20 protein-coding genes are annotated in these 22,954 nt (G+C 60.3%); 8 read left to right on the top strand and 12 right to left on the bottom strand.

The features are described 5' to 3' along the window. Window positions 1–7: 7 nt before the first annotated feature. Window positions 8–895 (top strand): heme o synthase, encoded by an 888-nt coding sequence (gene cyoE, locus ACI77I_RS16345; RefSeq protein WP_094949385.1) that lies wholly within the window; start codon window positions 8–10, stop codon window positions 893–895. 103 nt (window positions 896–998) lie between these two features. Further along, entirely contained in the window at window positions 999–1,697 is a 699-nt protein-coding gene (queC, locus tag ACI77I_RS16340) for a 7-cyano-7-deazaguanine synthase QueC (protein ID WP_406997973.1), read from the top strand. Between the two features lie 242 nt (window positions 1,698–1,939). Here the strand turns inward: queC and ACI77I_RS16335 are convergent, their stop codons facing one another. Continuing rightward, complete coding sequence (locus tag ACI77I_RS16335) at window positions 1,940–2,818, bottom strand: queuosine precursor transporter (protein WP_406997972.1); 879 nt, start codon at window positions 2,816–2,818, stop codon at window positions 1,940–1,942. Further along, window positions 2,805–3,410, bottom strand: a complete 606-nt coding sequence (locus ACI77I_RS16330) for a helix-turn-helix transcriptional regulator (RefSeq protein WP_094949388.1) — start codon at window positions 3,408–3,410, stop codon at window positions 2,805–2,807. The genes ACI77I_RS16335 and ACI77I_RS16330 overlap by 14 nt, the downstream gene beginning before the upstream one ends. 256 nt (window positions 3,411–3,666) lie before the next feature. Here ACI77I_RS16330 and glyA point away from each other — a divergent pair, with 256 nt between their 5' ends. Next, complete coding sequence (glyA, locus tag ACI77I_RS16325) at window positions 3,667–5,022, top strand: serine hydroxymethyltransferase (RefSeq protein ID WP_406997971.1); 1,356 nt, start codon at window positions 3,667–3,669, stop codon at window positions 5,020–5,022. A gap of 96 nt (window positions 5,023–5,118) precedes the next feature. Next, window positions 5,119–6,201: a pyridoxal phosphate-dependent aminotransferase gene (locus ACI77I_RS16320; RefSeq protein ID WP_406997970.1), complete on the top strand. Its 1,083-nt coding sequence runs from the start codon at window positions 5,119–5,121 to the stop codon at window positions 6,199–6,201. Window positions 6,202–6,319: 118 nt separating this feature from the next. On the opposite strand, the gene ACI77I_RS16315 is transcribed toward ACI77I_RS16320, so the two are convergent. After that, window positions 6,320–7,039, bottom strand: coding sequence for a hypothetical protein (locus ACI77I_RS16315; RefSeq protein WP_094949391.1), 720 nt, complete (start codon window positions 7,037–7,039; stop codon window positions 6,320–6,322). A gap of 69 nt (window positions 7,040–7,108) precedes the next feature. Further along, window positions 7,109–7,612 carry a DUF6622 family protein gene (locus tag ACI77I_RS16310; protein WP_406997969.1) on the bottom strand — a complete coding sequence of 168 codons (504 nt, stop codon included), beginning with the start codon at window positions 7,610–7,612 and terminating at the stop codon, window positions 7,109–7,111. A gap of 201 nt (window positions 7,613–7,813) precedes the next feature. Between ACI77I_RS16310 and ACI77I_RS16305 the strand changes: the two genes are divergently transcribed. Beyond that, window positions 7,814–9,829, top strand: coding sequence for a c-type cytochrome (locus ACI77I_RS16305; RefSeq protein WP_406997968.1), 2,016 nt, complete (start codon window positions 7,814–7,816; stop codon window positions 9,827–9,829). On the opposite strand, the gene ACI77I_RS16300 is transcribed toward ACI77I_RS16305, so the two are convergent. Together ACI77I_RS16300 and ACI77I_RS16295 are read right to left on the bottom strand one after the other, a co-directional pair. Continuing rightward, a complete protein-coding gene (locus ACI77I_RS16300) occupies window positions 9,826–11,073 on the bottom strand; it encodes an aspartate aminotransferase family protein (RefSeq protein ID WP_406997967.1) in 1,248 nt (415 codons plus the stop codon). The two genes, ACI77I_RS16305 and ACI77I_RS16300, sit on opposite strands and share 4 nt — an antisense overlap. Window positions 11,074–11,162: 89 nt before the next feature. Beyond that, window positions 11,163–12,056 carry a LysR substrate-binding domain-containing protein gene (locus ACI77I_RS16295; protein ID WP_094949394.1) on the bottom strand — a complete coding sequence of 298 codons (894 nt, stop codon included), beginning with the start codon at window positions 12,054–12,056 and terminating at the stop codon, window positions 11,163–11,165. Window positions 12,057–12,200: 144 nt separating this feature from the next. Here ACI77I_RS16295 and ACI77I_RS16290 point away from each other — a divergent pair, with 144 nt between their 5' ends. Continuing rightward, window positions 12,201–13,217, top strand: coding sequence for an amino acid ABC transporter substrate-binding protein (locus ACI77I_RS16290; RefSeq protein WP_406997966.1), 1,017 nt, complete (start codon window positions 12,201–12,203; stop codon window positions 13,215–13,217). Between the two features lie 108 nt (window positions 13,218–13,325). On the opposite strand, the gene ACI77I_RS16285 is transcribed toward ACI77I_RS16290, so the two are convergent. The 4 genes from ACI77I_RS16285 to ACI77I_RS16270 all read right to left on the bottom strand — a co-directional run bounded on the left by ACI77I_RS16285 (window position 13,326) and on the right by ACI77I_RS16270 (window position 17,760). After that, window positions 13,326–14,339: a diguanylate cyclase domain-containing protein gene (locus ACI77I_RS16285; protein WP_406997965.1), complete on the bottom strand. Its 1,014-nt coding sequence runs from the start codon at window positions 14,337–14,339 to the stop codon at window positions 13,326–13,328. A gap of 282 nt (window positions 14,340–14,621) precedes the next feature. Further along, window positions 14,622–16,517 carry an alkaline phosphatase D family protein gene (locus tag ACI77I_RS16280; RefSeq protein ID WP_094949397.1) on the bottom strand — a complete coding sequence of 632 codons (1,896 nt, stop codon included), beginning with the start codon at window positions 16,515–16,517 and terminating at the stop codon, window positions 14,622–14,624. Window positions 16,518–16,627: 110 nt separating this feature from the next. Further along, window positions 16,628–16,813: a hypothetical protein gene (locus ACI77I_RS16275; RefSeq protein ID WP_094949398.1), complete on the bottom strand. Its 186-nt coding sequence runs from the start codon at window positions 16,811–16,813 to the stop codon at window positions 16,628–16,630. A gap of 158 nt (window positions 16,814–16,971) precedes the next feature. Next, window positions 16,972–17,760, bottom strand: coding sequence for a VacJ family lipoprotein (locus tag ACI77I_RS16270; RefSeq protein ID WP_406997964.1), 789 nt, complete (start codon window positions 17,758–17,760; stop codon window positions 16,972–16,974). 164 nt (window positions 17,761–17,924) lie between these two features. Between ACI77I_RS16270 and ACI77I_RS16265 the strand changes: the two genes are divergently transcribed. Further along, a complete protein-coding gene (locus ACI77I_RS16265; protein WP_094949400.1) occupies window positions 17,925–18,635 on the top strand; it encodes a response regulator in 711 nt (236 codons plus the stop codon). Beyond that, window positions 18,632–19,951 (top strand): sensor histidine kinase, encoded by a 1,320-nt coding sequence (locus ACI77I_RS16260; RefSeq protein WP_406997963.1) that lies wholly within the window; start codon window positions 18,632–18,634, stop codon window positions 19,949–19,951. Before ACI77I_RS16265 ends, ACI77I_RS16260 begins: the two co-directional genes overlap by 4 nt. A 72-nt stretch (window positions 19,952–20,023) precedes the next feature. On the opposite strand, the gene ACI77I_RS16255 is transcribed toward ACI77I_RS16260, so the two are convergent. Both ACI77I_RS16255 and ACI77I_RS16250 read right to left on the bottom strand, forming a co-directional pair. Further along, window positions 20,024–22,267, bottom strand: coding sequence for an ATP-binding protein (locus ACI77I_RS16255; protein WP_406997962.1), 2,244 nt, complete (start codon window positions 22,265–22,267; stop codon window positions 20,024–20,026). Beyond that, window positions 22,264–22,878 (bottom strand): biliverdin-producing heme oxygenase, encoded by a 615-nt coding sequence (locus tag ACI77I_RS16250; RefSeq protein WP_094949403.1) that lies wholly within the window; start codon window positions 22,876–22,878, stop codon window positions 22,264–22,266. The genes ACI77I_RS16255 and ACI77I_RS16250 overlap by 4 nt, the downstream gene beginning before the upstream one ends. Between the last annotated feature and the right edge of the window lie 76 nt (window positions 22,879–22,954).

Genomic DNA, 22,954 nt, shown 5'->3' with positions numbered 1-22,954 from the left:
AGACCCGATGTCGCTTAAGCACTTTATCCAAATCACCAAACCGGGGATCATTTTCGGTAACGTGCTTTCTGTGGCAGGCGGTTTCTTCCTGGCCTCCAAGGGACATGTCGATCTGGCCATTTTCCTGGCTGCAATGATCGGCACCTCCCTGGTGGTAGCTTCCGGTTGTGTGTTCAACAACTGCATCGACCGCGACATCGACATCAAGATGGAACGCACCAAGAATCGCGTGCTGGTCCAGGGCCTTATCTCCCTGAAACTGGCACTGCTGTTCGCGACCGTCCTGGGTGTTGCCGGCGTGGTGTTGTTGTACACGGTGGCCAACCCGCTGGCGGCGCTGTTTGCCGTGATCGGTTTTGTCATCTACGTCGGCCTCTACAGCATGTACCTCAAGCGCAAGTCGGTTCACGGCACGCTGGTGGGCAGTCTGTCGGGCGCGATGCCGCCGGTAATTGGTTATGTGGCTGTGACCAATAGCTTCGACATGGCCGCGCTGGTGCTACTGGTGATGTTCAGCCTGTGGCAGATGCCGCATTCCTATGCCATCGCGATCTTCCGCTTCAATGACTACCTGGCTGCGTCAATTCCGGTTCTGCCGGTCAAGCGTGGCATCCAGGTGGCCAAGAAACACATCCTGCTCTACATCCTGGCCTTCCTCGTGGCGACCTTGATGTTGACCTTCAGTGGCTACGCCGGCATGAGCTACCTCGCTGTCGCCGCGGCCATGGGCATGTACTGGTTGTACATGGCCTGGACCGGCTACAAGGCGGTGGATGACACCGTCTGGGCGCGCAAGCTGTTCGTGTTCTCGATCTTCACCATCACCGCGCTCAGCGTGATGATGTCCCTGGATTTCCAAGTGCCGAAAGAGCTGTTGCTGACCTACGCTCACTGAGTGGTTGAGTATTAAAAAACCCCGCCTTCGAAAGAAGCGCGGGGTTTTTTATTGAGTGGCCTTTAAACTATGCGCACATTCTACAAATGCAGGAAGCAACGTAATGAGTAAAAAAGCTGTGATCGTGTTCAGTGGTGGGCAGGACTCGACGACCTGTCTGATCCAGGCATTGCCGCTGTATGACGAAGTGCACTGCATCACCTTCGATTATGGCCAGCGCCATGTGGCGGAAATTGAAGTCGCGCAGAAGCTCGCCAAGCAGCTGGGCGCCACCGTTCACAAAGTCATGGATGTGTCCTTGCTCAACGAGCTGGCCATCAGCAGCCTGACCCGTGACAACATTCCCGTACCGACCGTGGACAGTTCAGGCGGCAGCCTGCCCAGCACCTTTGTGCCGGGCCGCAATATCCTGTTCCTGACATTGGCGTCGATCTACGCCTACCAGGTTAAAGCTGAAAGCGTGATTACCGGCGTGTGCGAAACCGACTTCTCGGGCTACCCCGACTGCCGCGACGAGTTCGTCAAAGCCTTGAACAAGGCGCTCGAGCTGGGCATGGAATACCCATTGCGCCTGGAAACCCCGTTGATGTGGCTGAACAAGGCCGAGACGTGGGCGCTGGCCAATTACCACAACCAGCTTGAGCTCATTCGTCACCAGACGCTGACCTGCTACAACGGCATCATCGGCAGTGGCTGCGGTAACTGCGACGCGTGCAACTTGCGTGCACGCGGTTTGAATGAGTATCTGCAGAACAAGGCGGATGTCATGCAGAGCCTGAAGCAGAAGTTGCAGCTGAACTAAGCGATTGGCGCCGCAATCCTCTGTGGCGAGCGGGCTTGCCCGCGAAAGCGGTGGGTCAGTCAACATCCATGTTTGCTGGGCCGACGTCATCGCGGGCAAGCCCGCTCCCACAGGTGATCTGCGCTGCTTTGGGCATTGCGTTCGCTTAACTGAACGGCATTAGGGCTTGCCGCGCGTTGGGCTGCGCAGCAGCCCTAAGACCAGACGCCGCATTCTTTCTGACAAGAGGCGGCGTATTTGAATCAGGCAGCGGCACCGGTGATCCAGCGCTTGAACAACGCACGCGCACCATAGGCCGGCAAGATGTTGAAGAACGCAAAGCCGACTTTGATCGCAATCTGCACGTAGATCATGCTCAGGATGTCACTGGTTTGCATGGCGCCATAGAAGGCGATGAAGCAAAACAGAAAGCTGTCGATGATGACCGCAAAGAACGTACTGAGGAATATGCGCAGGTACAAGTATTTGGAGTTAGTCAGCTCCTTGATCTTGCACAGCAGGTACGAGTTTATATTCTCCGACACCAGGAACGACACGGAGGAGGCGACCAGTACCGAGGACACTTGAATGATCACATCGTTATACGGCCCATCCAGCTTCCAGCCCGGCAGCCCCGGCAGGAAGGTCGAGCCATAGAGCAAGATGATGATCATCGCGTTGCTGGCAAACGCAAACAGAATGGCCCGTCTGGCCAGCCGCAGGCCGAATTGCTCGTTGAGCAAGTCCACGATCAAGAAGGTCAGCGGGTACAGAAAGGTGCCCGGCGTGACGATGATGCCCAGTGATTCCAGGTAAAGAGGCTTGGTCGCGGCAATACTGGTGAAGATGTAAAACGTGAACAACAGCAAGTTCAGGATGATGTAAATCATCCAAGAATTTTCGTTGCGGTCGTTTATGTCGTAGGCGGTGAGTGCCCCTCCTTGTGAATAAAACTTCTTGTACATGTTCTTAACTTCCATTTTGTTTAGGTCGTCCATTATTTCGCTGTTGAGTACTTCGCTCAGTTTCAGCTTCATGACCTTGCCCGTGGCGATCACCATGATCACGGCCAGGCGCTTGTCATTTTCAAAGCCCAGCAGCTTGTATTTGCTGTTTTCGATGCCTGCTTCATGCGTTGTCATTGAAGCGCTCCTCAATGATATCGCCGACCACGCACAGGCGATCTGAGTGAGCACAGGTTTCAAGGGTAATCAGCATGCGTTTGGTGGCCCGGTCGTACACCAGCTTTTCTTTGCCGTCGCTCGACGAGCCTTTTTGCACAATCAATACATCGCCCGGTTCATTGAGGCCGGGGATCGCATGTTCCAGTCGCACCGCGATCAGGTTATGCGAGGTGCCGAAGTAGTAGGTCAGCGGATACAACGTCGCCAATTCGCCAATGCGCTTATCCAGGTTCTGGATAACCAGGCTTTCCTTGAGGATCGGCACGGCCGCCGGGTTCATGTTGCCCTGCGGGGAAACACTGCTCTCGATGATTTCCTTGGCTTCAAAATCGATGGTTTCAATTTCGTCGTAAGAGACGCCGAAGAAATCCGAAATCTTGCGGAGGGTGGACTGCTGGACGTTGACGACCTTGCCTTCCAGGATGTTGTAGATGGTGGTCCTAGTCAGCCCGGCGGCACTGCATAACGACAGCTGCGTCTCGCCTCGGCTTTTGATCAAGTACTTGATGTTGCTCTTCAAGTGCTCGGTTTTTTCCCGTCTGTGTATCACGTGCTCACCACTTCCTTTTAGTCATAGCCGTCCTTGTGCGCGGCGCTTGCGGCGTCGCGGCGGCGGGAGTGTTGCATGCGTGAGCCCTAACAATAAAGTCCCGGATGCCGTGTTTGTGCGTTGCAGTCGTGTCCGGCTCGGGCAAAAAAGCACATTTAATTTGGAAAATGTTTAATTTCCTGTTTAATTTCCTGTTTAATAAAATCCCTCGGTTCAGGACGAACCGGCACGCACGCCAAGGAAGGGACCCGCACTGATGGCAGTCAATACCCCACACCTCAAAAATCAGGCCGACCTGCTGCGTCGCGGCCTGGCGGATCTGCACGCTGAAGATTTCGAGCTGGCGAGCCTCCTTGATGCTGAGGTCTTGCGCCAGCATCGCACCCTCTCTCTGGTTTCATCTTCCTGCGCGGTCACACCGCGAACCTTGGTGGCCTGCGCTTCGGCATTGGTCAACGTGAGCGCCGAAGGCATGCCCGGCAAACGCCAGCGGGCCGGCTGCGAGAACGTCGACTTGGTCGAAGCCCTGACCATTCGCCGCGCGCGGGAACTGTTCGACGCCCATTACGCCGGCGTGCAGTCGCACTCGGCCTCCAACGCGATTGCCCAGGTACTCTCGGCGTTGCTTGAGCCGGGCGATACATTGCTCGGCATGGCCCATGACCATGGCGGCGACCTCACCCTCGGCAGCCCGGCGGTGTTCACCGGGGCCTATTACAAGGCCATGCGCTATGGCACCACCGAAGACGGCCTGATCGATTACGAGCAGGTGCGTAGCCTGGCCCTCGCACATCGCCCACGCATCATTATTTGCGGTGCGTCGGCTTACTCGCGGGTGATGGATTTCGAGCGCTTTCGCGCGATTGCCGACGAGGCGGGCGCGATCTTGTTGGCGGATATTTCCCATATCGCCGGGCTGGTGATGACGGGCCGCCATCCGAGCCCGATCAACGCCGCACACGTCACCGTCACCTGCACGCACAAACAACTCGGTGGCCCTCGCGGCGGGCTCATCCTGTCGGGCCGCGACGCCAACACCAAGGTGCCCGGCTTGCGCTCAACCTTCAGCCGGGTCCTTGATCAGGCCGTGTTCCCGCGCATGCAGGGCGCGCCGGCGGTCAACCTGATCGCGGCCAAAGCCGCCGCTTTGGGCTACGCAAAATCGCCGGAATTCGACGCCTGCATGGGGCGGGTTCGTACGCTGGCCGATGAAGTGGTCGGCGCGTTCCAGGCTCACGGCTACACCGTGGTCGGCGGGCGCAGTGACAACCATGCGGTGTTGATCCGGTTGCAGAGCGCTATGACCGGTGCCATCGCCGAGTCGGCGCTGGAGCGTTGCGCCATTGTGGTGAACAAGCACCGCGTACCCGGCGAGACGCGCTCGTCATTGGTCACCAGCGGCGTGTGTATCGGCACCGGTTCCCTGGCGCAACGCAGGCTCGACCGCGAAGGCTGCCGCCAAGTCATCGAACTGGTTTGCCAGGTGCTGGACAGCGTGACGCCGCTGGGCGAGCAGGATTACCAGCTGGAGCCTGCGGTGTGTGAGCAGGTGCGCAGCGAAGTGGAAGCCTTGTGCGCGCGCTATCCCATTGCTGACTACCTGGAGGGCTGATTCCCCGGTGCTCGGTTAAATCCGCCGAGACCTTCCTCGTCATACTTCCTTGTACGCACTGTGCGAATCGATCACCCGTCTACAAGGAGTAGTCCCATGATCAGCGTAAGTCGTCGGTCCCTTCTGGCCCTCGGTGCGGCCCTGCCGGTGCTGGCGCGCCTGGATTGGGCGGTCGCCAGCCCGCCGCCGGCAAAGGCTGACACGGTGCGGCTCAACTACAACGAAAGCCCCTACGGCCCCTCAACCGCCGCCCGCGAAGCCATGCAGCGTGCAATTGCAACGTCCGGGCGTTATCCGTACAACGACATGTACGCGCTGGCCGGGTTGTTTGCCCAGCAACAGGGGCTTGCCGAGGAGCAGGTCGCAGTGTTTGCCGGCTCCATGGTCGCGCTGCGCTACGCCGTCTTGGCGTTTACCAGCGCACGCCGCGGCCTGGTCATGGCCACGCCGTCCTACGAAGTGCCGCGCCAAGCCGCCGAGTCCTGGAAGGCGCAGGTTCACGCAGTGAGCCTCGACGCCCAGCACGCCCATGACGTGCCGGCCATGCTCGCCGCCGATCCCCAGGCGGGCATGCTGTACCTGTGCAACCCCAACAACCCGACCGGCACGATCACGCCCACCGAAGCGATCCGCCAGGCACTGGCGAACAAACCCAAAGGCAGCGTGCTGGTGGTGGACGAGGCCTATATCGACTTCTCCGACACCCCAAGCGTCGTCAGTTGGGTCAAGGACCACGACGACCTGCTGGTGCTGCGCACCTTCTCGAAAATCTACGGCATGGCGGGCGCGCGCCTGGGCCTGGCGATCGGCCACCCGGCGCTGCTGGAGCGGCTGGCGGTGTTTGGCGGCGACAATGTGCCGGCTGCCGTGACCTTGCTCGGCGCCCGGGCGAGCCTGGAAGACATCAAGCTGCTGCCACAGCGCAAGGCGCTCAACGCCCAGGTGCGCGATAAGACGGTAGCGTGGCTTAAGGGCCGCGGGTTTACCTGCACGTTGTCGCAGAGCAACTGCTTCATGATCGATGTGAAGCAACCGGCGGAGCGGGTGATCGAGAAGCTCGCCGCACAGGGTGTATTGATCGGGCGAGTGTGGAAAGACTGGCCGCACTGGGTGCGGGTGACGGTGGGCAATAAGCAGGAGATGCAGCGTTTTCGTGAGGTGTTCGCGGCCGCCGTTTGAGTCGACGCAAATCCACTGTGGGCGCTGGCTTGCCTGCGATACAGGCACCTCGGTGTGTCAATCACACTGCGGTGATGCCATCGCAGGCAAGCCAGCTCCAACATTTAGTTCATCGGTATTACTGCTGCGCGATGCTGTACCCATCAAACGCCGTCTGCTGCTGCAATGCAGTGATCACACTCTTGCGGCTCAACGGCTGCTCAGCCCCCAAGTTATCCACAAAGCTTTCGACTTCCAGCTCGGCTTCATCGCCTTCACCCACAAAGCTGAAACCCAGGAACTCGAACGCCTCGCGGTCAACGCTCAGCTTGGAGCGCGGGGTGCGCAGCGGCAGGGTGACGCTGATGCCGTCCTTGCTGATCACAAACACTTCGGCTTCTTTCTTCGGCCGTGAGGCCTTGCCCTTGCCGGCGCTTGGGTTGCTGATGGCCTGGTGCGACTGGTTCAGCACTTTGAGAGCCAGGCCGTAGACCAGCTCCTGAAACTGGGGGTCGTCCTTAAAGCTGGACAGGATGCGGCTGATCGAGAATTTGCTGCTGAGGTCTTCCAAGGCGATGTTATCGGCAGCCTCGGCGTCTTTGAGTTGCTTGAGCTGGCCCATCAGGTCGTACGCGGTGTCGTCGTCAAAGGCGTCGTGGGCCTGGCGGATGGCCACACGCAGCTCGCGGATCTGGTCGCTTTCCTTGGAGGTGTGGAACGCATCCAGCACCATCTCGCTGATGATCTTGGCCGCAGGCACATGCTGTGAAAGATTGATGGCGTTTTCGTATTCAGCTTTGGATTGCAGGGCTGTTACGGATTCTTCTTGGGCTGATTGTTCGGTGTAAGAATCGGACATTGAAATTTCACTACTTCAGTAAACGGGACAAAAAAGCGTCGCGCATTTTCAGTGGCTGGCGAGATCAGGTCAAGGCAGCACAACGCCCTTATCGCGGCGCAAGGCCGTCAGCGCCCGCTGCAGCCGTACGGCGCGCCCGGAGAACAGACCAACGGTAAACCCCGACACGGCGCCCACTGCCACCAGCATCTCTGGCGTGCTCAGCAGCAGCGGATGCACCGCCTGCTGATAGCCGAAGTAATACTTCACCGCGAAAAACAGCTGCGAGATCAGCAAGGTTTTCCAGGTGCCCGGCAACACCAGGGTTTCGCCATTGGCATCGAGCCGCGCGCCTTCGGCGTTGAACAGCAACATGCCCACCAGGCTGGCGACCAAAGCACCGCCAACCCAGGCGCTGCTCGACAGTATCGAAGGCGTCAGCGAGATCAACGACCACACCACCAACACCACCGGCAGAATCATCAACGAACGACGATTCTCGCGCCCACCCAGGCAGGCCTTGATGCCGTAGTAACACACCCACAGGTAAACGGCGTACACCCAAAGGGGCGTGCCTTGGAGGATATCGAGCATGGGGTGCTTGCGTGCAGTGTGGTTAGGCGGTGGATAGTCGTTGAGACTTCACGGTTTTGTCCATCGATTTGTCCCTGACCCACATCAACACCCCGCGCCGCGAAATCCGTTAGAACTCAGAGGCCTGATGAACCCATAAAAACGATGACCTACCTGCGCCGAGGGGACCACTCCAGGCCAGGTTATTAAAGGATTAATGCCATGGCCTTTTCCCTGTCCCGCCTGGCCTTGCTGGGGGCGACGCTCTGTCTGGCGCTACCCCTGCACGCCGCCCCCACCGACGTTGAACACGGCAAATACGTTGCGCAATTGGGCGACTGCATCGCCTGCCACACCGCCAAGCAAGGCAAGGTGATGGCCGGTGGGCTGGAGCTGAGCACGCCGATGGGCACGATCTATTCGAGCAACATTACACCGGACCGCCAGACCGGTATCGGCGCCTATACCTTCGAGCAGTTCGACAAGGTGATGCGCGAAGGTGTGACGCCCACAGGCATGAATCTTTACCCGGCGATGCCGTATCCGTCCTACGCCAAGATGAGCGAGGAGGACATGCGCGCCCTGTACGCCTACCTGATGCACGGCGTAGAACCTGTGCAACAGGCCAACCTTGAGGCGGACATGGGCTTCCCGTTCAATCAACGTTGGGGCTTGGCACTGTGGAATTTTGCCTTTCTCGACAAGCAGCCGTTCCAGCCGGACCCAGGCCGTAACGAGGTGCTCAACCGTGGCGCGTATCTGGTCCAGGGCCTGGGCCACTGCGGCTCCTGCCACACGCCACGGGGCATCGCCTTCCAGGAAAAAGCCATGAGCGATGACGGCCGCAGCGGCCAGCATTACCTGGCCGGCGAAACCGTCGAACACTGGCGCGCCCTGAGCTTGCGCAACCTATGGACGGTGGAAGACACCGTGCAACTGCTCAAGACCGGGCAGAACCGCTTCGCCACGGTGGCCGGTAACATGGCCGATGTGATCCACCACAGTACCCAACACTTCAGTGACTACGACCTCACGGCCATCGCCAGCTACCTCAAATCCCTGCCGCCGGGCAAAGACGATCTGCCGATGCCATCAATCGCCCACGCACCTGCCGCGCCGCCGGCGGACCTGTTCACCAGCCGTGGCGGCCTGGGTTACCTGCAGTTTTGCAGCGACTGCCACCGCAGCGACGGCGGCGGCGTAAAAGGCTTGTTCCCACCGCTGGCCGGCAACCCGAGCATTGCCGCCAGCAACCCGACTTCGCTGCTGCACATCACCCTGACCGGCTGGGAGACCGCACAAACTGCCACCCACCCACGGGTCTACACCATGCCTGGTTTCAGCCGGTTGGCCGACCAGGAAATTGCCGAGATCCTAAGCTTCGTGCGCACTCGCTGGGGCAACGAGGGCACGCCGATCAGCGCCGCCCAGGTCAAGAAACTGCGTGACCAACTTAACCCCACCACCACCGATTCGTCGGCCTTCGATACCCCAAGACTGGCAAATTTGCTCGCCGCACCGAATGCCGACCAAGTCGTTCGCGGCATGCGCCTGCACCTGCAAACCAAGGAACTGCTGCCCAACAATGTCGGCAACTCGCTCAATTGCACCAGTTGCCATCTCAACGCCGGCACCGTGGCGGACGGTTCGCCGTTTGTGGGCGTGTCGGCGTTCTTCCCCAGCTATGCGCCGCGTGCAGGCAAGGTGGTCACGCTGGAGGAGCGCATCAACGGGTGCTTGCGTCGCTCGATGAATGGCCAACCGCTGCCGCCCCAATCGGCGGATATGCAGGCGATGGTCGCGTACTTCGACTGGATGAAAAACAACACCCGCCCCGAAGACAAAGTGGCCGGGCGCGGTGTGGGCAAGGTCGACCCGTCGATCAAACCGGACTTGGAGAACGGCAAGCAGGTGTATGCCAAGCAATGCGCGGTGTGCCACGGCGATAACGGCCAAGGCATGGCGCGTGCCGACGGCGAGTTGGTGTACCCGCCGTTATGGGGCGAGCAGTCGTTCAATATTGGCGCGGGCATGGCGCGGCCCTACACGGCGGCGGCGTTCGTCAAACGCAACATGCCGATCGGCTTCCACGAGAAATTTCCATTAGGGCAGGGCGGCTTGTCGGACCAGGAAGCGGTGGACGTGGCGGCGTATTTCTCTGGCCAACCTCGCCCGGATTTCCCGGACAAGGTCAAAGACTGGCCCAATGGCGGTAAGCCGGTTGATGCACGCTACTAAGTCAGCTGTTTGAGGCAGGCCTCGAGCATATCCAGGCCTTCCTCCAGCACCGCAGGCTCAATGGTCAGCGGTGCCAGCAGGCGGATGATGTGCCGCGACTTGCCGCTGGGCATCAGCAGCAAACCCGCGTCCCGCGCCAGGCTCAGCAGTTGGCTCAGTTGCTTGGGTGCCGGCGAGCCGTCGGCGTTGGCCAGCTCAATGCCGCGCATGGCGCCCACCCCGGTCAGGCGGCCCAGATAGGGCACGCCTTGCGCACGCCATTGTTCATAACGGCTGACGATGGCTTCTTCCTGTTGCGAACCCCAGGTTTGCAGGTGTTCATCCGTCATTGCCTCCAGCGTGGCCAATGCGGCCGCGCAAGCAATCGGGTTGCCGGAGTAGGTGCCGCCCAGGCCGCCTTTGGGCAGGTTGTCGAGCAAGGCTTTACGCCCGACGACCGCGCCCAAGGGCACGCCACCAGCGATGCTTTTGCCGAGCAGGATCAAGTCCGGTTCAATTCCCAGGCGCGAGAAGGCGAAGCGCTGGCCGGTACGCCCGAAGCCGGACTGGATTTCGTCGGCAATCAGCAGGATGTTTTTCTCATCACAGAAACGTCTTAGGGCGTGGGCGAATTCGATGTCCAAGGCCAGAAAACCGCCTTCGCCTTGCACCGGCTCGATGATGAAACAGGCTACATCCTCAACGTCGATTTCCACGCTGAACAGGCGGTCCATGGCCTTCAGCGCCTCAGCGCAGGTCACGCCGTTGTCAGCGCTGGGGTAGGGCAGGTGATACACCGGCCCGGGCAGTACACCGACTTTTTGTTTGTAGGGCGCCACCTTGCCATTGAGGTTGAGCGTGGCCAGGGTACGGCCGTGAAAGGCGCCGTCAAAGGCGATCACCGCCGTGCGGCCGGTGGCGCCGCGTACGATCTTCAAGGCGTTTTCCGCCGCTTCCGCGCCACTGTTGGTGAGCATGCCGCTCACCGGGTAATCCACTGGGATAAACGCAGTAAGACGGCCCATCAGTTCGATGTAGGGCGCGTGCGGTACGGCGTTGAATGCGTAATGGGTCAGTTTAGTTGCTTGCTGCACAATCGCCGCGACCACGCCTGGGTGGCAGTGCCCGAGGTTGAGCACGCCGATGCCGCCGACAAAATCGATGTAGCGCTTGCCCGCGGTGTCCCAAACCTCGGCGTTCTTGCCGTGGCTGAGGCTGATGGGGTGAACGATGGAAATCGACTGGCTGATGGTTTCGCGGCTCATGAATCTCGGACTCGGCAATGGCGGGCGTCTTTTTATCTAAGCCGCGCGCCTGGCCTGGCCGCAAACGAAATAAAGTCGCCGGGTCATTATTAAAAGTCGGGATGTGCTTTGAGGTAGTCCACCATCCAGTTGAGGAAGGCCTTCACTTTGGGGATCTCGCCCGCATGTTCGGCATGCGCGATAAAGTGCGCGCCGGTGCTGGGCATTGTGTAATCCCAGGGAATCATCAGGCTGCCATTGGCCAACTCGTCAGCCACCAGATACTGCGGTACCAACGCCACGCCGTAGCCCGATTGCGCCGCGCGGATGCACATGTAGAACGTGTCGAAACGCGGCCCGTGGTAGCTGTTCTGCGAATGCAGGCCTTGTTCCAGGAACCACTCGTGCCAGGCTTGCGGGCGGGACGTGCATTGCAGCAAGGTGTGGCGCGACGAAGCATCGCTGCCTTCAGCGACAAAGCCCGGCGCACAGACCGGCACCACGGCTTCGCGAAACAGCTCGATGCAAGTCGCCCCCGGCCACGAGCCCTGGCCGAAGAAAAACGCGATGTCGGCCTTGGCTTGCAACACGTCGAAGGGCTCCAGTTCGTTGCGCACATCCAGGTGGATATTCGGGTGTTTGGCCGCAAAATCCTTGAGCTTGGGCACCAGCCAGCGGTCGCCGAACGTCGGCTGGGTGGCGATGCGCAGCACTTCGGTCTCGCCGCCGTAGGTGAGGATGTAACGGCTGGAGATGTCCACCTGGGTGAGGATCTTGTGCACTTCGGCCAGGTACAGCGAGCCCGCCGGCGACAGGTACAAACGCTGGCGCACCCGTTCGAACAGGTTGTGGCACAGCATCTCTTCGAGCTGTGCCACTTGCTTGCTCACCGCACTCTGGGTCAGGTGCAGTTCTTCGGCGGCGCGGGTGAAACTCAGGTGACGGGCGGCGGCTTCGAAGCATTGCAGGGCGGTCATCGAAGGGGTCAAGCGTTTTGAGATCATGCAGTTCATTCCAAATCGGAAGGAGCCTTTGCCTAAAGGTCGTTTGTGGCAGGTGTGTAAAGCCGTCGATACTGCGCGGCAACACTATAAACCGGCGCGGGCTGTGCGGCGCCGAATAATAAAGATCGACAGGGAGTGCCTCGCATGAACAACCTCAAAACCCTCATCGCTGCTGCGGCCGTGGCCCTGGCCGGCAGTGCCCACGCGGGCGTGACCCTGGACGCGATCCAGAAAAAAGGCTTTATCCAGTGTGGTGTCAGTGATGGTTTGCCGGGCTTCGGCGTGCCGGACTCCAATGGCAAGATGACCGGCATCGACGTAGACGTGTGCCACGCCGTCGCCGCCGCGGTATTCGGCGACGCGTCAAAAGTGAAGTTCAGCCAGTTGACCGCCAAGGAGCGTTTCACCGCGCTGCAATCGGGTGAAATCGACCTGATTTCGCGCAACACCACCTGGACCAGTTCCCGCGATGCGGGCATGGGCCTGGTGTTCACCGGCGTGACCTACTACGACGGCATCGGCTTTTTGGTGAACAACAAACTGGGCGTTACCGGCGCCAAGCAGCTGGACGGCGCGACCGTCTGCATCCAGGCCGGCACCACGACTGAGCTCAACGTTTCGGATTACTTTCGCACCAACGGCATGAAGTACACGCCGATCACCTTCGACACCGCCGACGAAAGCGCCAATGGCCTCGAAGCTGGCCGTTGTGACGTGCTTACCACCGACCAGTCGGGCTTGTACGCCCAGCGCATCAAAATGGCCCACCCGGACGAGTTCGTGGTGTTGCCAGAAGTGATCTCCAAAGAACCGCTGGGGCCGTTAGTGCGCAAGGGCGATGACGAGTGGTTCAGCATCGTCAAATGGACCCTGTTCGCGATGCTCAATGCCGAGGAAATGGGCATCACCTCGTTGAACGTCGAAGAGCAGGCCAAGTCCACCCAGAACCCCGATATTGCGCGGCTGCTCGGTGCCGACGGCGATTACGGCAAGGACCTGAAGCTGCGCAAGGACTGGGTGGTGCAGATCGTCAAGCAAGTGGGCAACTACGACGAAGTGTTTGAACGCAATATCGGCCAGGGCAGCGTGCTGAAGATCAAGCGCGGGCTTAATGCGTTGTGGAGCAATGGCGGCATTCAGTACGCGCCGCCGGTGCGCTGATGGACAAGCTGTCGGGCTATAGCGATGCAGGCACTGCGGTTTGAAGATGCAGCGCGGTGATCCCATCGCAGCCTCGCTAACGCTCGACAGCTCCCACATGGAGTGGGTTTACTCCGACACCACATCCTTGCCCACCGCCTTGGACCGATACAGCGCTTGATCGGCCCGCGCCATCAAGGCGGCTGGGGCTTCACCCACACGACGCTCCACCACGCCTAGGCTTAGGGTCACTTTGAAATCGCCGACGGCGGGTATCTCGGTGATTTTTTGTCGAATCCTTTCAGCCAGTTGTTTCGCGGTCTCCACGGTAGTTTTGGGCAGGATTACCATAAATTCATCACCGCCCCAGCGCGCCAGTAAATCACCGGAGCGCACGCAGGCTTCCAAGCCTTGCACCACCTGTATCAGGGTCTTGTCGCCTACGCCGTGGCCATGTTGATCATTGATTGGCTTGAAGTCATCGATGTCCATGGCCACCAGTGCCAGCGGCAAACGAAAACGTTCGGCACGCTCGCATTCCTCCAGCAGTACTTTTTCCAGGCGATAGCGGTTGGCGATGTGTGTCAGGGCGTCCTGTTCGGCCAGGGAGCGGTTTTCGTCCAGCTGTAATTGCAATTGCTGATTGACCCGCGACAGTTCGCGGGTGCGTTCGGCTACCAGCGCTTCCAGGGATTGGTTGCGCCGTTGCAGCTGTTCGATGGAGTTTTTGCGCGTATGGATATCGCGGTGCGCGCCGATCATGCGCGCCACTGAGCCGTCGGGGTTGCGAGCAATGACGTAGCCACGGTCTTCGATCCACAGGTAAGTGCCGTCTTTTTTGCGGCAGCGGTATTCGGCTTGGTAATGGGGCGCGCGTTGGCTGATGTAGTCATCAAACACGCTCATGACGCGGGGGTAATCCTCGGCGTGGATCACGTTCTCCCAGGTGAACACGCTGTTCTCCAGGGAGTGGCGGGGGTAGCCAAGCATTTCGTACCAGCCGGGGTTGCGGTAGACGAAGCCAGTATTGGCGTTCCAGTCCCAGATGCCGTCACTGACCAGCTCCATGACGGCATGCAACATGTCGGCGTTGAGCTCGAAAAAGTCATTGCGCAGCGATTTATTGCCGGATGTATCGTCCATCTTCGCGCTTCCCTGCGTATGCTGGCTCCTGAGGCCAGTCTTCGTTGACGCCGATACTCCGTGGCTGGCGCTACTGTACATCGGGGCTTGAGCGGTTTGAATAGGGCGGGTGTGCTGCTTTAGGCGTGTGGCAATAGGCCATCGCGCTCTGCGTGAGAATGCACCCTGTGATGCTCTGCGTCACCTCGCTCCGGGCTTAAGATTTACGCCTGCATCAGGACGCGGACCGTCCGGTGCGGCATTCCCACGCAGAGCGTGGGAATGCTCGGTGCGTATGAAAACTTACTGCGGCGCCACCATCTGCGTCCGAGGCTTCCCATCCGCGTTGTGCTGGTAAATCGCCTCAGGCTGGCCCTGCGCATTGAAAAACACCTGGCCGATCCCGGCCGAATTCCACAGCCGCTCACCCGCTTGCGCATGCTGCGGAATATGCGGCACCACCTGCATGGTGCGCCGGCGAGTGAACCAGTTGAGCGGGGAGCGGGGCGAGTAGAGCCAGCGGTTGAGGCGGTCGAACCATTCCAGCAGCCGTGGGGGGAATTCGTTCTTGATGCCGCTGCTGGTGATCTGCCAGATCCTGGGGCCGGCATTGCGGTGGCGGATCAGCACTTCGTAGACGAACGAGTAATGCACGTCACCCGAGAGGATCACGTAGTTACCCGGCGTGCGCGAGTGGCGGAAGATGTTGAGGATCACCTGGGCGGCGCCGCGATGGGCCATCCAGTTTTCGGCGTCCACCAGCAGCGGGTAGCCACACCAACTGAACATCTTCTGCACGGTCTCGATCAGCTTGACGCCAAAGATCGGCGCGGGCGAAACGATGATGGCGCAAGGGTGGTCCAGCAGTTCCTGTTGCAGCTCGCTCAACGCCTCCCAGTCCAGCAGGCCGGACGGTTGCTTGAGAACAAATTCACTGCGCCAGCGCCGGGTGCGGGTATCGAGCACCACCAGGGCGGGCGTGGTGGGCAGTACGTAATGCCAGCGTTGGAATTTCAGCAGCGCTGCCTGCAGGTCATCTTGCGCAATGGCGTCCAGGTGGTTGTCTTGCGCTTGGGTGGTCAGTGCCTGGGTTTGGCTCAACAGTTCGCCAAACACATCCGGCTGGTTGCCCCAACCCTGGCACAGCAGGTAAGCGAGCAGAGCATTGCCGATGATGCGCTTGGAGAACGGGTGGCCGTAGGCGGTTTCTTCCCATTGAGCGCTGAGGTTCCAGTCATCGGTGATGTCGTGATCATCGAAGATCATCAGCGTCGAGAGGTGGGCGAACACCCGTGCGACGCCCGGCAGGCCGTCACGGAATTGATCGATGTGCACCTGCTCGCGGGCATACCGCCGCTGTTCTTCGACGTTCAGTTGCGGCGCTTGTGGCGTGATCAACTGCCAGGGCGTGGGCGACCAGGCCAGCAAGTACATCGCAATCACTTCGGCAAAGGTCACCAGGTGATTGTCGGCGGTACTGCTGGTAAAAATCGGCTTTTTTACCCCTCCAAAAAACCGTTCACGCAGGGTCTCGTTGCTGTCCAACGCCGGGAGTAGATCCGCCCGATGGTAATAGCTGGCGCGATGCCCATAGAGGCTGGCGCTGTCGTCCACCACCGCGCCTTCCAGGTATTCGTCGTACAGGCCCAAGCGCGCAATCAATGCATGAATGGCGCGCAGCATCGGCCCGGCGACATCGTCGGCGTAAATTTGGTCGCCACTCATCATCAGCAGGGCCGGGCGTTGAGCCGGCGTGTGTGCCTCGGCCAGCACGCGGTCGACGCATAGCAAACCTTCGTCGGCTGGGTGGTGTGGTTTACGGCACGAGCCATGCACCAACTGGTGGATGCGGCTGTGCAGTACGAAATTGGGGTGCTGCGCTTCGGCATACAGCAAGTGCGGCGCCCACTCGGCGATGCCGATGTTATCGATCAGCAGGTCGTAGCCGATAACCACGTCCAACGGCAGGGCCTCGTCCAGTTGCACGTCGATCAGGTGAATAAAGGCATGGCGCCCCACCGGTACGATTTGGCACTGGCCTTGGTCCAAGCGAATGTCCTGGGTGTGTTCGGCAACGTGCAGCCTCAGGGTCGGCGACAGTTCACGACTTGCCACCAGCCACAACACCAGGCGCTGGGGCGCCAGTCGCCGCAGCAGCGGCCCAGCAAGGACGGCGGGCAGGGTGCCTGCTTGAAGCATAGGGATGACGACTCTGTGCAAGTTAGGCACGTAGATTAACCCAGTGGATGTCAGTGTTTTGTTAAGTGACTGCGCGCAAGTGGAGGGTTGTCGCCCTCCTTTTTTATTACCTAGAGAAGATTGCCTTGGCCCAGGCTATCCAGGTTGCCGGAGCGCCTGTCCTTTTGCGGTTCGCTTGCGCTGCTGAAGTCTATGGTCGATCCCGGAGCGGGCGTTGGCGCAGGCGTGATCGGTTTGATGTTGGCGACCTGGGTAAAGCTGAGGCTGGTCGCGGCAATGTTGAAAAAAAGATCCATGGTGGTGTCCTCTGTCAGGCTAAGAGTGGTGTTGAGTTATCGCACTGTAAGCGCGCACTGAACTTACAAAGCCTCGGCCGACCGAGCTATATACGTCTTGGGTCAAAACGTGACAAGGCTAGGGGCCACTTCACCGCTGCAAACGGGGCCAAACTGCTTTAAAAATCACCCCCGGCGCCCGCCCCACAGGTGTTCTCCCGTGGCGTAGTTGCGCCTTCCTTGCCTTCCACTACGAAGGCCGCACGGTGTTCCGCCACCCCATTACGTAACGCGCTGTAGTAATCCGGCAGCTTCTGTAGGCTGTCGGTGAGCGGCAACTGTGACGCCCGCGTATCCACCGTGCCACCCACCAGGCTGACCGTGCCCAGTGTCTGCACGGTATCGCTGTCGCCCAGCGGTGAGACCAGAAAACTCAGGACCTTGCCGGCGGCATCGCGGCTGTTACCGGTGCCCAGCAACGGCAACTCGACGATCGGCCCGTTGCCTACACCCCATACGCCGAAGGTCTGGCCGAAATCGGCGGTATGGCGTGGGATACCAAGGTGGTCCGACACATCGATCAACCCCACCACACCCACCGTGGTGTTCACCGCGAACCGGCCAAGGGTATTAACCGAGCGATGCGGATTGCCTTGCAACAGATCGTTGATAAACACCTTTGGTTCGTTGAAGTTGCTTGCGAAGTTATGCACACCCTGTTGGAAAAAATCCGGCAGGTAACGGTAACCTCGCGCTACAGGCGCCAAGGCGTAGTTATCCACAGCACGGTTAAACGCGAACACACGACGGTTGACTGGCTCGGCGGGGTCATACACCGGGTAGGCCACCTGCGCGCAGCGGGTGGTGGGCGCCACATTGGCCGGGCTGGCACAGCCGGTCAGGTAAGACACGGTCATCAACAACACCGCCTGGCAGGCCAAATGCTGGGGGTAGGTCAGCGAGCGCATGGGCACAGTCTCCACAAAAAGGAGGCCGATGCTGGCAGGCCGAGCTTGCGCAAAGATGTCTGGTTTATTGCGCGGTTGACGCTTTGTTGCACGGTTGAAATATATGACGAACCGCGCCGAATGGTTTTAGATGGCACCTCGACCCAGCCAAGTGATGCCCGCCGGTGAGTAACCTTTTGATCGTGGACGATGACCTTGAAGTCCTCGCGCTGCTGAAGAAATTTTTCCTGCAACACGGCTACGCAGTCGAGACGGCGGCCAGTGGCGCCGACCTATGGGCGGCCATGGAGCGCGAGCCTGCCGACTTGATCGTCCTCGACCTGATGCTGCCTGGGGATAACGGCTTGCTGCTGTGCCAGCGTTTGCGCCAGCAGTACGCGACACCGGTGATCATGCTGACCGCCATGGGCGAGCTCAGTGACCGTGTGGTGGGCCTGGAAATGGGCGCCGACGACTACCTGAGCAAACCCTTCGACGCTCGCGAGCTGCTGGCGCGAGTGCGCGCCGTGTTGCGCCGGGCCGGTGAAAACCGGCCACCTATGGGCGAGGTGTCACGGCCGCTGATCCGTTTTGCCGGCTGGCAATTGGACCTGACCCGGCGTGAATTGCGCTCGCCCGACCAGGTGATGATCCCGCTGTCATCTGGCGAGTTCGACCTGCTGTTGGTGTTTGCCGAGCACCCGCAACGCGTGCTGACCCGTGAGCAATTGCTGAACCTGGCGCGCGGCCACAGCCACGATGCGTTCGACCGCAGCATCGACGTGCAGGTCAGCCGCCTGCGCCGCAAGCTGGAGTTCGATACCAAGCGCCCGGCGATGATTCGCACGGTGCGCAACGGCGGTTACCAATTCACCGCCATGGTCACCCGTTCATGAGGCGCCTGCCCCGCGACACGGTGGCGCGTTGGATCGCCCTGACTATCCTGATTGCGATGCTCACGGCGCTCGCGTTTAACGCACTGTTTGTGCAATTGGCCGGCGTATGGGCGCGGCCGCCATTGACTGAAATCGGGCTGCTGGAAAAAGTCGCCGTGTTGGTGCGTGTGGTCGAAGCCTCCGAGCCCGCGCAGCGCCCGCAACTGGTCCAGGCGGTCGGCGATGCGCAGTTCAGCGTGGCGTGGGCCACCCAGCGTGAGACTTTTGGCTTGCCCGAACTGCAAGACCCGGATTTCCATTCGGGGGATGAGGCGTTCAAGCATCTGCTGCCCGGGCCGCCGCGACCGATGGAAGCGTATGAGCCGTCCGATTGGCCGGGCGACACAGGCCATTACGCCCTGTTGGTGCAACTGGTCGACCATTCCTGGCTGATGTTCAACGCGCCATCGCGCAGTTGGGGCCTTGGGGACGGCGAGCGCAGCGTGATCGTGTTGCTGCTGGTATTGGTCTCTACCGCGTTGGTGACTCTGGTAGCGACGCGCCGCCTGGCGCGCCCGCTGCAGCAGTTCGCCCTAGGCGCACGGCGCTTCGGTTCTGACTTTCGCGCGCCGCCTATCGAGCCGGTCGGCCCCCACGAAATTCGCCAGGCAATCCTCGCCTTCAATAGCATGCAGGCGCAGCTACGGCACTTCATCCAGGACCGCACGCAAATGCTCGCGGCGATTTCCCACGACCTGCGCGCGCCCCTTACGCGGTTGCGCCTGCGCGGCGAGTTCATCGAAGACGCCGACCAGCAGCGCCGACTGTTTCGTGATGTGGATGAAATGCAGGCGATGATCAACACCGCCTTGGAATTCTTCCGCGATGATGCACGCTTGGAGCAGGCCACCCAGCTGGACTTGGCGGAACTGCTGCAAACCCTGATTGACGACTATCGCGACCAAGGCACCGACATCCGCTTTTGTGGCCCGCCACGGCTGGTGTATTTCGGTCGCCCGCTGGGCCTCAAACGCGTGATGACCAACTTGATGGACAACGCCATCCACTATGGCAAGACGCCGGAAATCGAGCTGCTGTACATCGCCGGAGAGGTGGTGATCCACGTGCTCGATCGCGGGCCGGGCATTCCTGCCGAGCATCGTGAGCAGGTGTTTCTGCCGTTCTATCGCCTGGAAGGCTCACGCAACAAAAGCACCGGCGGTGTAGGGCTTGGGCTCTCCACCGCGCGGGCAATTGTGTTGGAGCACGGCGGCACGCTGACCCTGGCAGACCGCCAGGGTGGCGGCTTGGTGGCGGTGCTGGTGTTGCCGGTTTAACAGGCGGGTTTTATGTGGCGAGCGGGCTTCCTGTGGCGAGCCCGCTCGCCACAGGAAGCCCACTGTTGACAGTCAGGTCGGCGACAACTCGATGGCCTTTGGCACCGTAAAGATGAATTCGCTGCCCTGGCCCACCTCACTTTGCGCTTCGATCCGCCCGCCGTGGGCCTGCACGATACCCTGCGTGATGTACAGCCCCAGCCCGCTGCCGGTGGGGTTGTTCTCCGTTTGCGTCCAGTAGCGATCAAACACATGCGGCAACTGCTCCGGCGTAATGCCTTCGCCGGAATCGCGCACTGAAAACATGATTTCCTCGCCGTTGCTCAAGGCGCTTACGCTGATGGTTCCCTGGCGCGGGGTGAACTTGATGGCATTGCCGATCAAGTTCGACAACACCTGGAACAGACGCTCCGGGTCCCCATTGATCTGCAGGCCCGACTCTGTGTTGAACGACAGCTCGATGCCTTTCTCCATCGCCAATGGCGCGAGCAGCGCATAGGCCTCTTCGAACATCTGGTTGACGTCCAGCACCACCGGTTTGACCACATAGCGCCCGGCCTCGATTTTCGAGGTGTCGAGCAAGTCTTCCAGCAGCACGTTCATCCGCCCGGCGGCCTGCTGCATGGTGTCGATGGCCGAGGAAATCCGCCGCGAGGTGTGTGGGCCTTCGGAGCTGAAGGCCTTTTGCATCATCCCGCAAAGCATCGAGATAACCGTCATCGGGTTACGCAGGTCGTGGGACACCACGGCGACCAGATCATCGCGAGCGCGCACGGCTTGTTGTTCGCGCAACACTTGGCGGGCCAGGTCATTTTCCAGGGCGGAACGGCGCAGGTCGTTGGCCGCAAACAGGTCGCCATGGCTCCACTTGGTGGAGATGCCGGCCATTTCCACTTTCCAGATTTCAAACGAGGTGCGTGGGCGAAGACGTAAGCCGGCGTCGGATTTTTCCAAGTTCAGCGGTTTATTCGGGTCGCCGCTCCAGTTGATGTTCTCTTTCACTTCCGGGCGAAACCACAGCACGCCGTTATCCACAGGCTTTGGCAGGCTCATGGCCAACACGCCACTGGCCACGGGCTGAAACTCGGCAGCTGGCGGGTATACCGAGGTCAGGTTGTGGCTGGAGAACACCGGTTCGCCGCTGGTTTGCAGCCACGTGTGCAGCGCACGAATCTGCTCAGGCTGCGGGCAATTGCCGTAGCAGTGCAGCTGTTTGTCTTCGATGATCGCCACGCCGCCCGACAGGGTCAGGTCCATCAGCACGTGCGGCTGCTGGGCCAGGCCATCGAACACATTTTGTTCAGACGCTTTCATCGCCTGATCAAGCAGGGCCAGGGCTTCAACCTTTTCTTCGCGTTGGCGGCTCAGGTCCAGGGCTTCCATGGCACTGATCTGCAACGACAGTACCTGGCCGATGGTTTGGCAGGCTATGCGCAGGTCATTGGGCACCAACAGCGGCTCGCGGTTACCGCAACTGATCAAGCCCCAGAGCTTGTCACCCGCCATCAACGAGATGCTCATGGACGACAGCACGCCCATGTTCTGCATGTACTGGCAGTGAATCGGCGACACGCTGCGCAGGGTGGCAAAGCTCAAGTCCAGCGGCTGGCCGGTGTCCGGGCGCAGCTTGGGCAGCAACGGCACCGGCTCGTAGGCTGCATTCGGGATGATGCGCAGCCAATTGGTGCGGTACAGCTCGCGGGCCTGCTCGGGGATATCGGAGGCTGGGAAGAACAGCCCGTTGAACTGCTCCATGGACGGCGAGGACGCTTCGGCAATCACCTGCCCGTGGCCTTCTTCTTCGAAACGATAGATCAGCACCCGGTCATAACCGGTCATGGCCTGGATTTCATTCACGCTGATTTCGTACAGCGCTTGTAGGTTTTTCGCCGACTGCAGGCGTTGCAACATCTTGCCCAGGTCGCTGGTGCGGCCATTCAGGGTGCGCGGTTTGAAGTCTTCCAGGTGCGGTTCGAATTCCAGCACCAGCACGTCTTGATGGCGATGCAACAGCCCTTCGAATCGCACACCGTTGAAGGTGACGTGCAGCGCCGTCGCGTCGAAAAAAGTGTCGTGTTCAGCCATGGCTTGCACGGCTTGGGCATGTTGCGCGCCAATCAAGGTGTGCAGCGGCTGGCCCAACAGCGCCTCAGGCGCGTGGTTGAACACAGTGCCCACATTGGCGCTGACCTGCATGATGTTCAGGTCAGGTGCCGATAACGTCAGCAACACGCCGTGGGGCTGAATCGCGCCTGGAGTGCGAATGGGTTCGTCGGAACAGTTGGCATGCAGTTCCTCAAAATCTTCGGGTTTCATAGCAGTACCTCCTGGCTGGCAAGCCATTGCTCAAAGCCGCTGAATGTCGAACAGGCAGCAATCACCGCGTGCTGTTTGGCCTGCGTGTCCAGTGGCTGGCGGCTCAGGTAATCGAGAAAGTCTTTCCAGCGCCGGCCGGTCTCGGTGCCGTACACATTGAGAAACGCGCCGCCGTTGTCCGCGTCGACGGCCAGGCGTTGAGCCATTTTCCGGCGCAACACTTGGCCGCCCAGGGTCGCGCCTTCCAGCACATACAGGGCACCGAGGCAGGCGGCGGGGGTATCGAAAGTGGGGAGTTCGCAGCAACGGGGCAGGGCGCTGATAGCGTCGTCCGTCAGGCCAAGGGCGTAGAGGTCGCGCAGCAGCGTTGGCGTTTTCACACGCAACGACGTATCGAATCCATTAGGGATCAAGCCGCTGTCATACAGCACCGCTTCCATCGGCCTATAAAATCCGTAGTACGCCTGGAGCAAGCGCTGGTACCAGTCGGCATCCAGGCACTCGGAGAAAAACGGCAGGCGTTTTTCCAACGCTACATGCAGCAGGCCAGTGCCTGAGCGCAACGTTTCCAGCAATGATGGCGCACCAACGTCAAGGGCCTGTGAATGCATTCAATGAGCTCGAACTGGGGGCCTTTCGGCCATGAATGACGCGGGTGAAACCGGCGACAATTCTACACAACTCATT

This window comes from Pseudomonas sp. D47, from assembly GCF_045447305.1.
Taxonomy (GTDB): domain Bacteria; phylum Pseudomonadota; class Gammaproteobacteria; order Pseudomonadales; family Pseudomonadaceae; genus Aquipseudomonas.
Note: the sequence above shows the minus strand (reverse complement) of the source record. Positions and strands in the feature narration are given on the sequence as shown.

Bases quoted from the DNA above. Each gene is read 5' to 3' on its own strand.
- ACI77I_RS16305 (WP_406997968.1), top strand. From the start codon at position 7,814: ATGGCCTTTTCCCTGTCCCGCCTGGCCTTGCTGGGGGCGACGCTCTGT.
- ACI77I_RS16335 (WP_406997972.1), bottom strand. From the start codon at position 2,818: ATGACAACGCATGAAGCAGGCATCGAAAACAGCAAATACAAGCTGCTG.
- ACI77I_RS16285 (WP_406997965.1), bottom strand. From the start codon at position 14,339: ATGGACGATACATCCGGCAATAAATCGCTGCGCAATGACTTTTTCGAG.
- ACI77I_RS16320 (WP_406997970.1), top strand. From the start codon at position 5,119: ATGATCAGCGTAAGTCGTCGGTCCCTTCTGGCCCTCGGTGCGGCCCTG.
- ACI77I_RS16280 (WP_094949397.1), bottom strand. From the start codon at position 16,517: ATGCTTCAAGCAGGCACCCTGCCCGCCGTCCTTGCTGGGCCGCTGCTG.
- ACI77I_RS16295 (WP_094949394.1), bottom strand. From the start codon at position 12,056: ATGATCTCAAAACGCTTGACCCCTTCGATGACCGCCCTGCAATGCTTC.
- ACI77I_RS16310 (WP_406997969.1), bottom strand. From the start codon at position 7,612: ATGCTCGATATCCTCCAAGGCACGCCCCTTTGGGTGTACGCCGTTTAC.
- ACI77I_RS16290 (WP_406997966.1), top strand. From the start codon at position 12,201: ATGAACAACCTCAAAACCCTCATCGCTGCTGCGGCCGTGGCCCTGGCC.
- ACI77I_RS16270 (WP_406997964.1), bottom strand. From the start codon at position 17,760: ATGCGCTCGCTGACCTACCCCCAGCATTTGGCCTGCCAGGCGGTGTTG.
- glyA (WP_406997971.1), top strand. From the start codon at position 3,667: ATGGCAGTCAATACCCCACACCTCAAAAATCAGGCCGACCTGCTGCGT.
- ACI77I_RS16255 (WP_406997962.1), bottom strand. From the start codon at position 22,267: ATGAAACCCGAAGATTTTGAGGAACTGCATGCCAACTGTTCCGACGAA.
- ACI77I_RS16275 (WP_094949398.1), bottom strand. From the start codon at position 16,813: ATGGATCTTTTTTTCAACATTGCCGCGACCAGCCTCAGCTTTACCCAG.
- cyoE (WP_094949385.1), top strand. From the start codon at position 8: ATGTCGCTTAAGCACTTTATCCAAATCACCAAACCGGGGATCATTTTC.
- ACI77I_RS16260 (WP_406997963.1), top strand. From the start codon at position 18,632: ATGAGGCGCCTGCCCCGCGACACGGTGGCGCGTTGGATCGCCCTGACT.
- ACI77I_RS16250 (WP_094949403.1), bottom strand. From the start codon at position 22,878: ATGCATTCACAGGCCCTTGACGTTGGTGCGCCATCATTGCTGGAAACG.
- queC (WP_406997973.1), top strand. From the start codon at position 999: ATGAGTAAAAAAGCTGTGATCGTGTTCAGTGGTGGGCAGGACTCGACG.
- ACI77I_RS16315 (WP_094949391.1), bottom strand. From the start codon at position 7,039: ATGTCCGATTCTTACACCGAACAATCAGCCCAAGAAGAATCCGTAACA.
- ACI77I_RS16300 (WP_406997967.1), bottom strand. From the start codon at position 11,073: ATGAGCCGCGAAACCATCAGCCAGTCGATTTCCATCGTTCACCCCATC.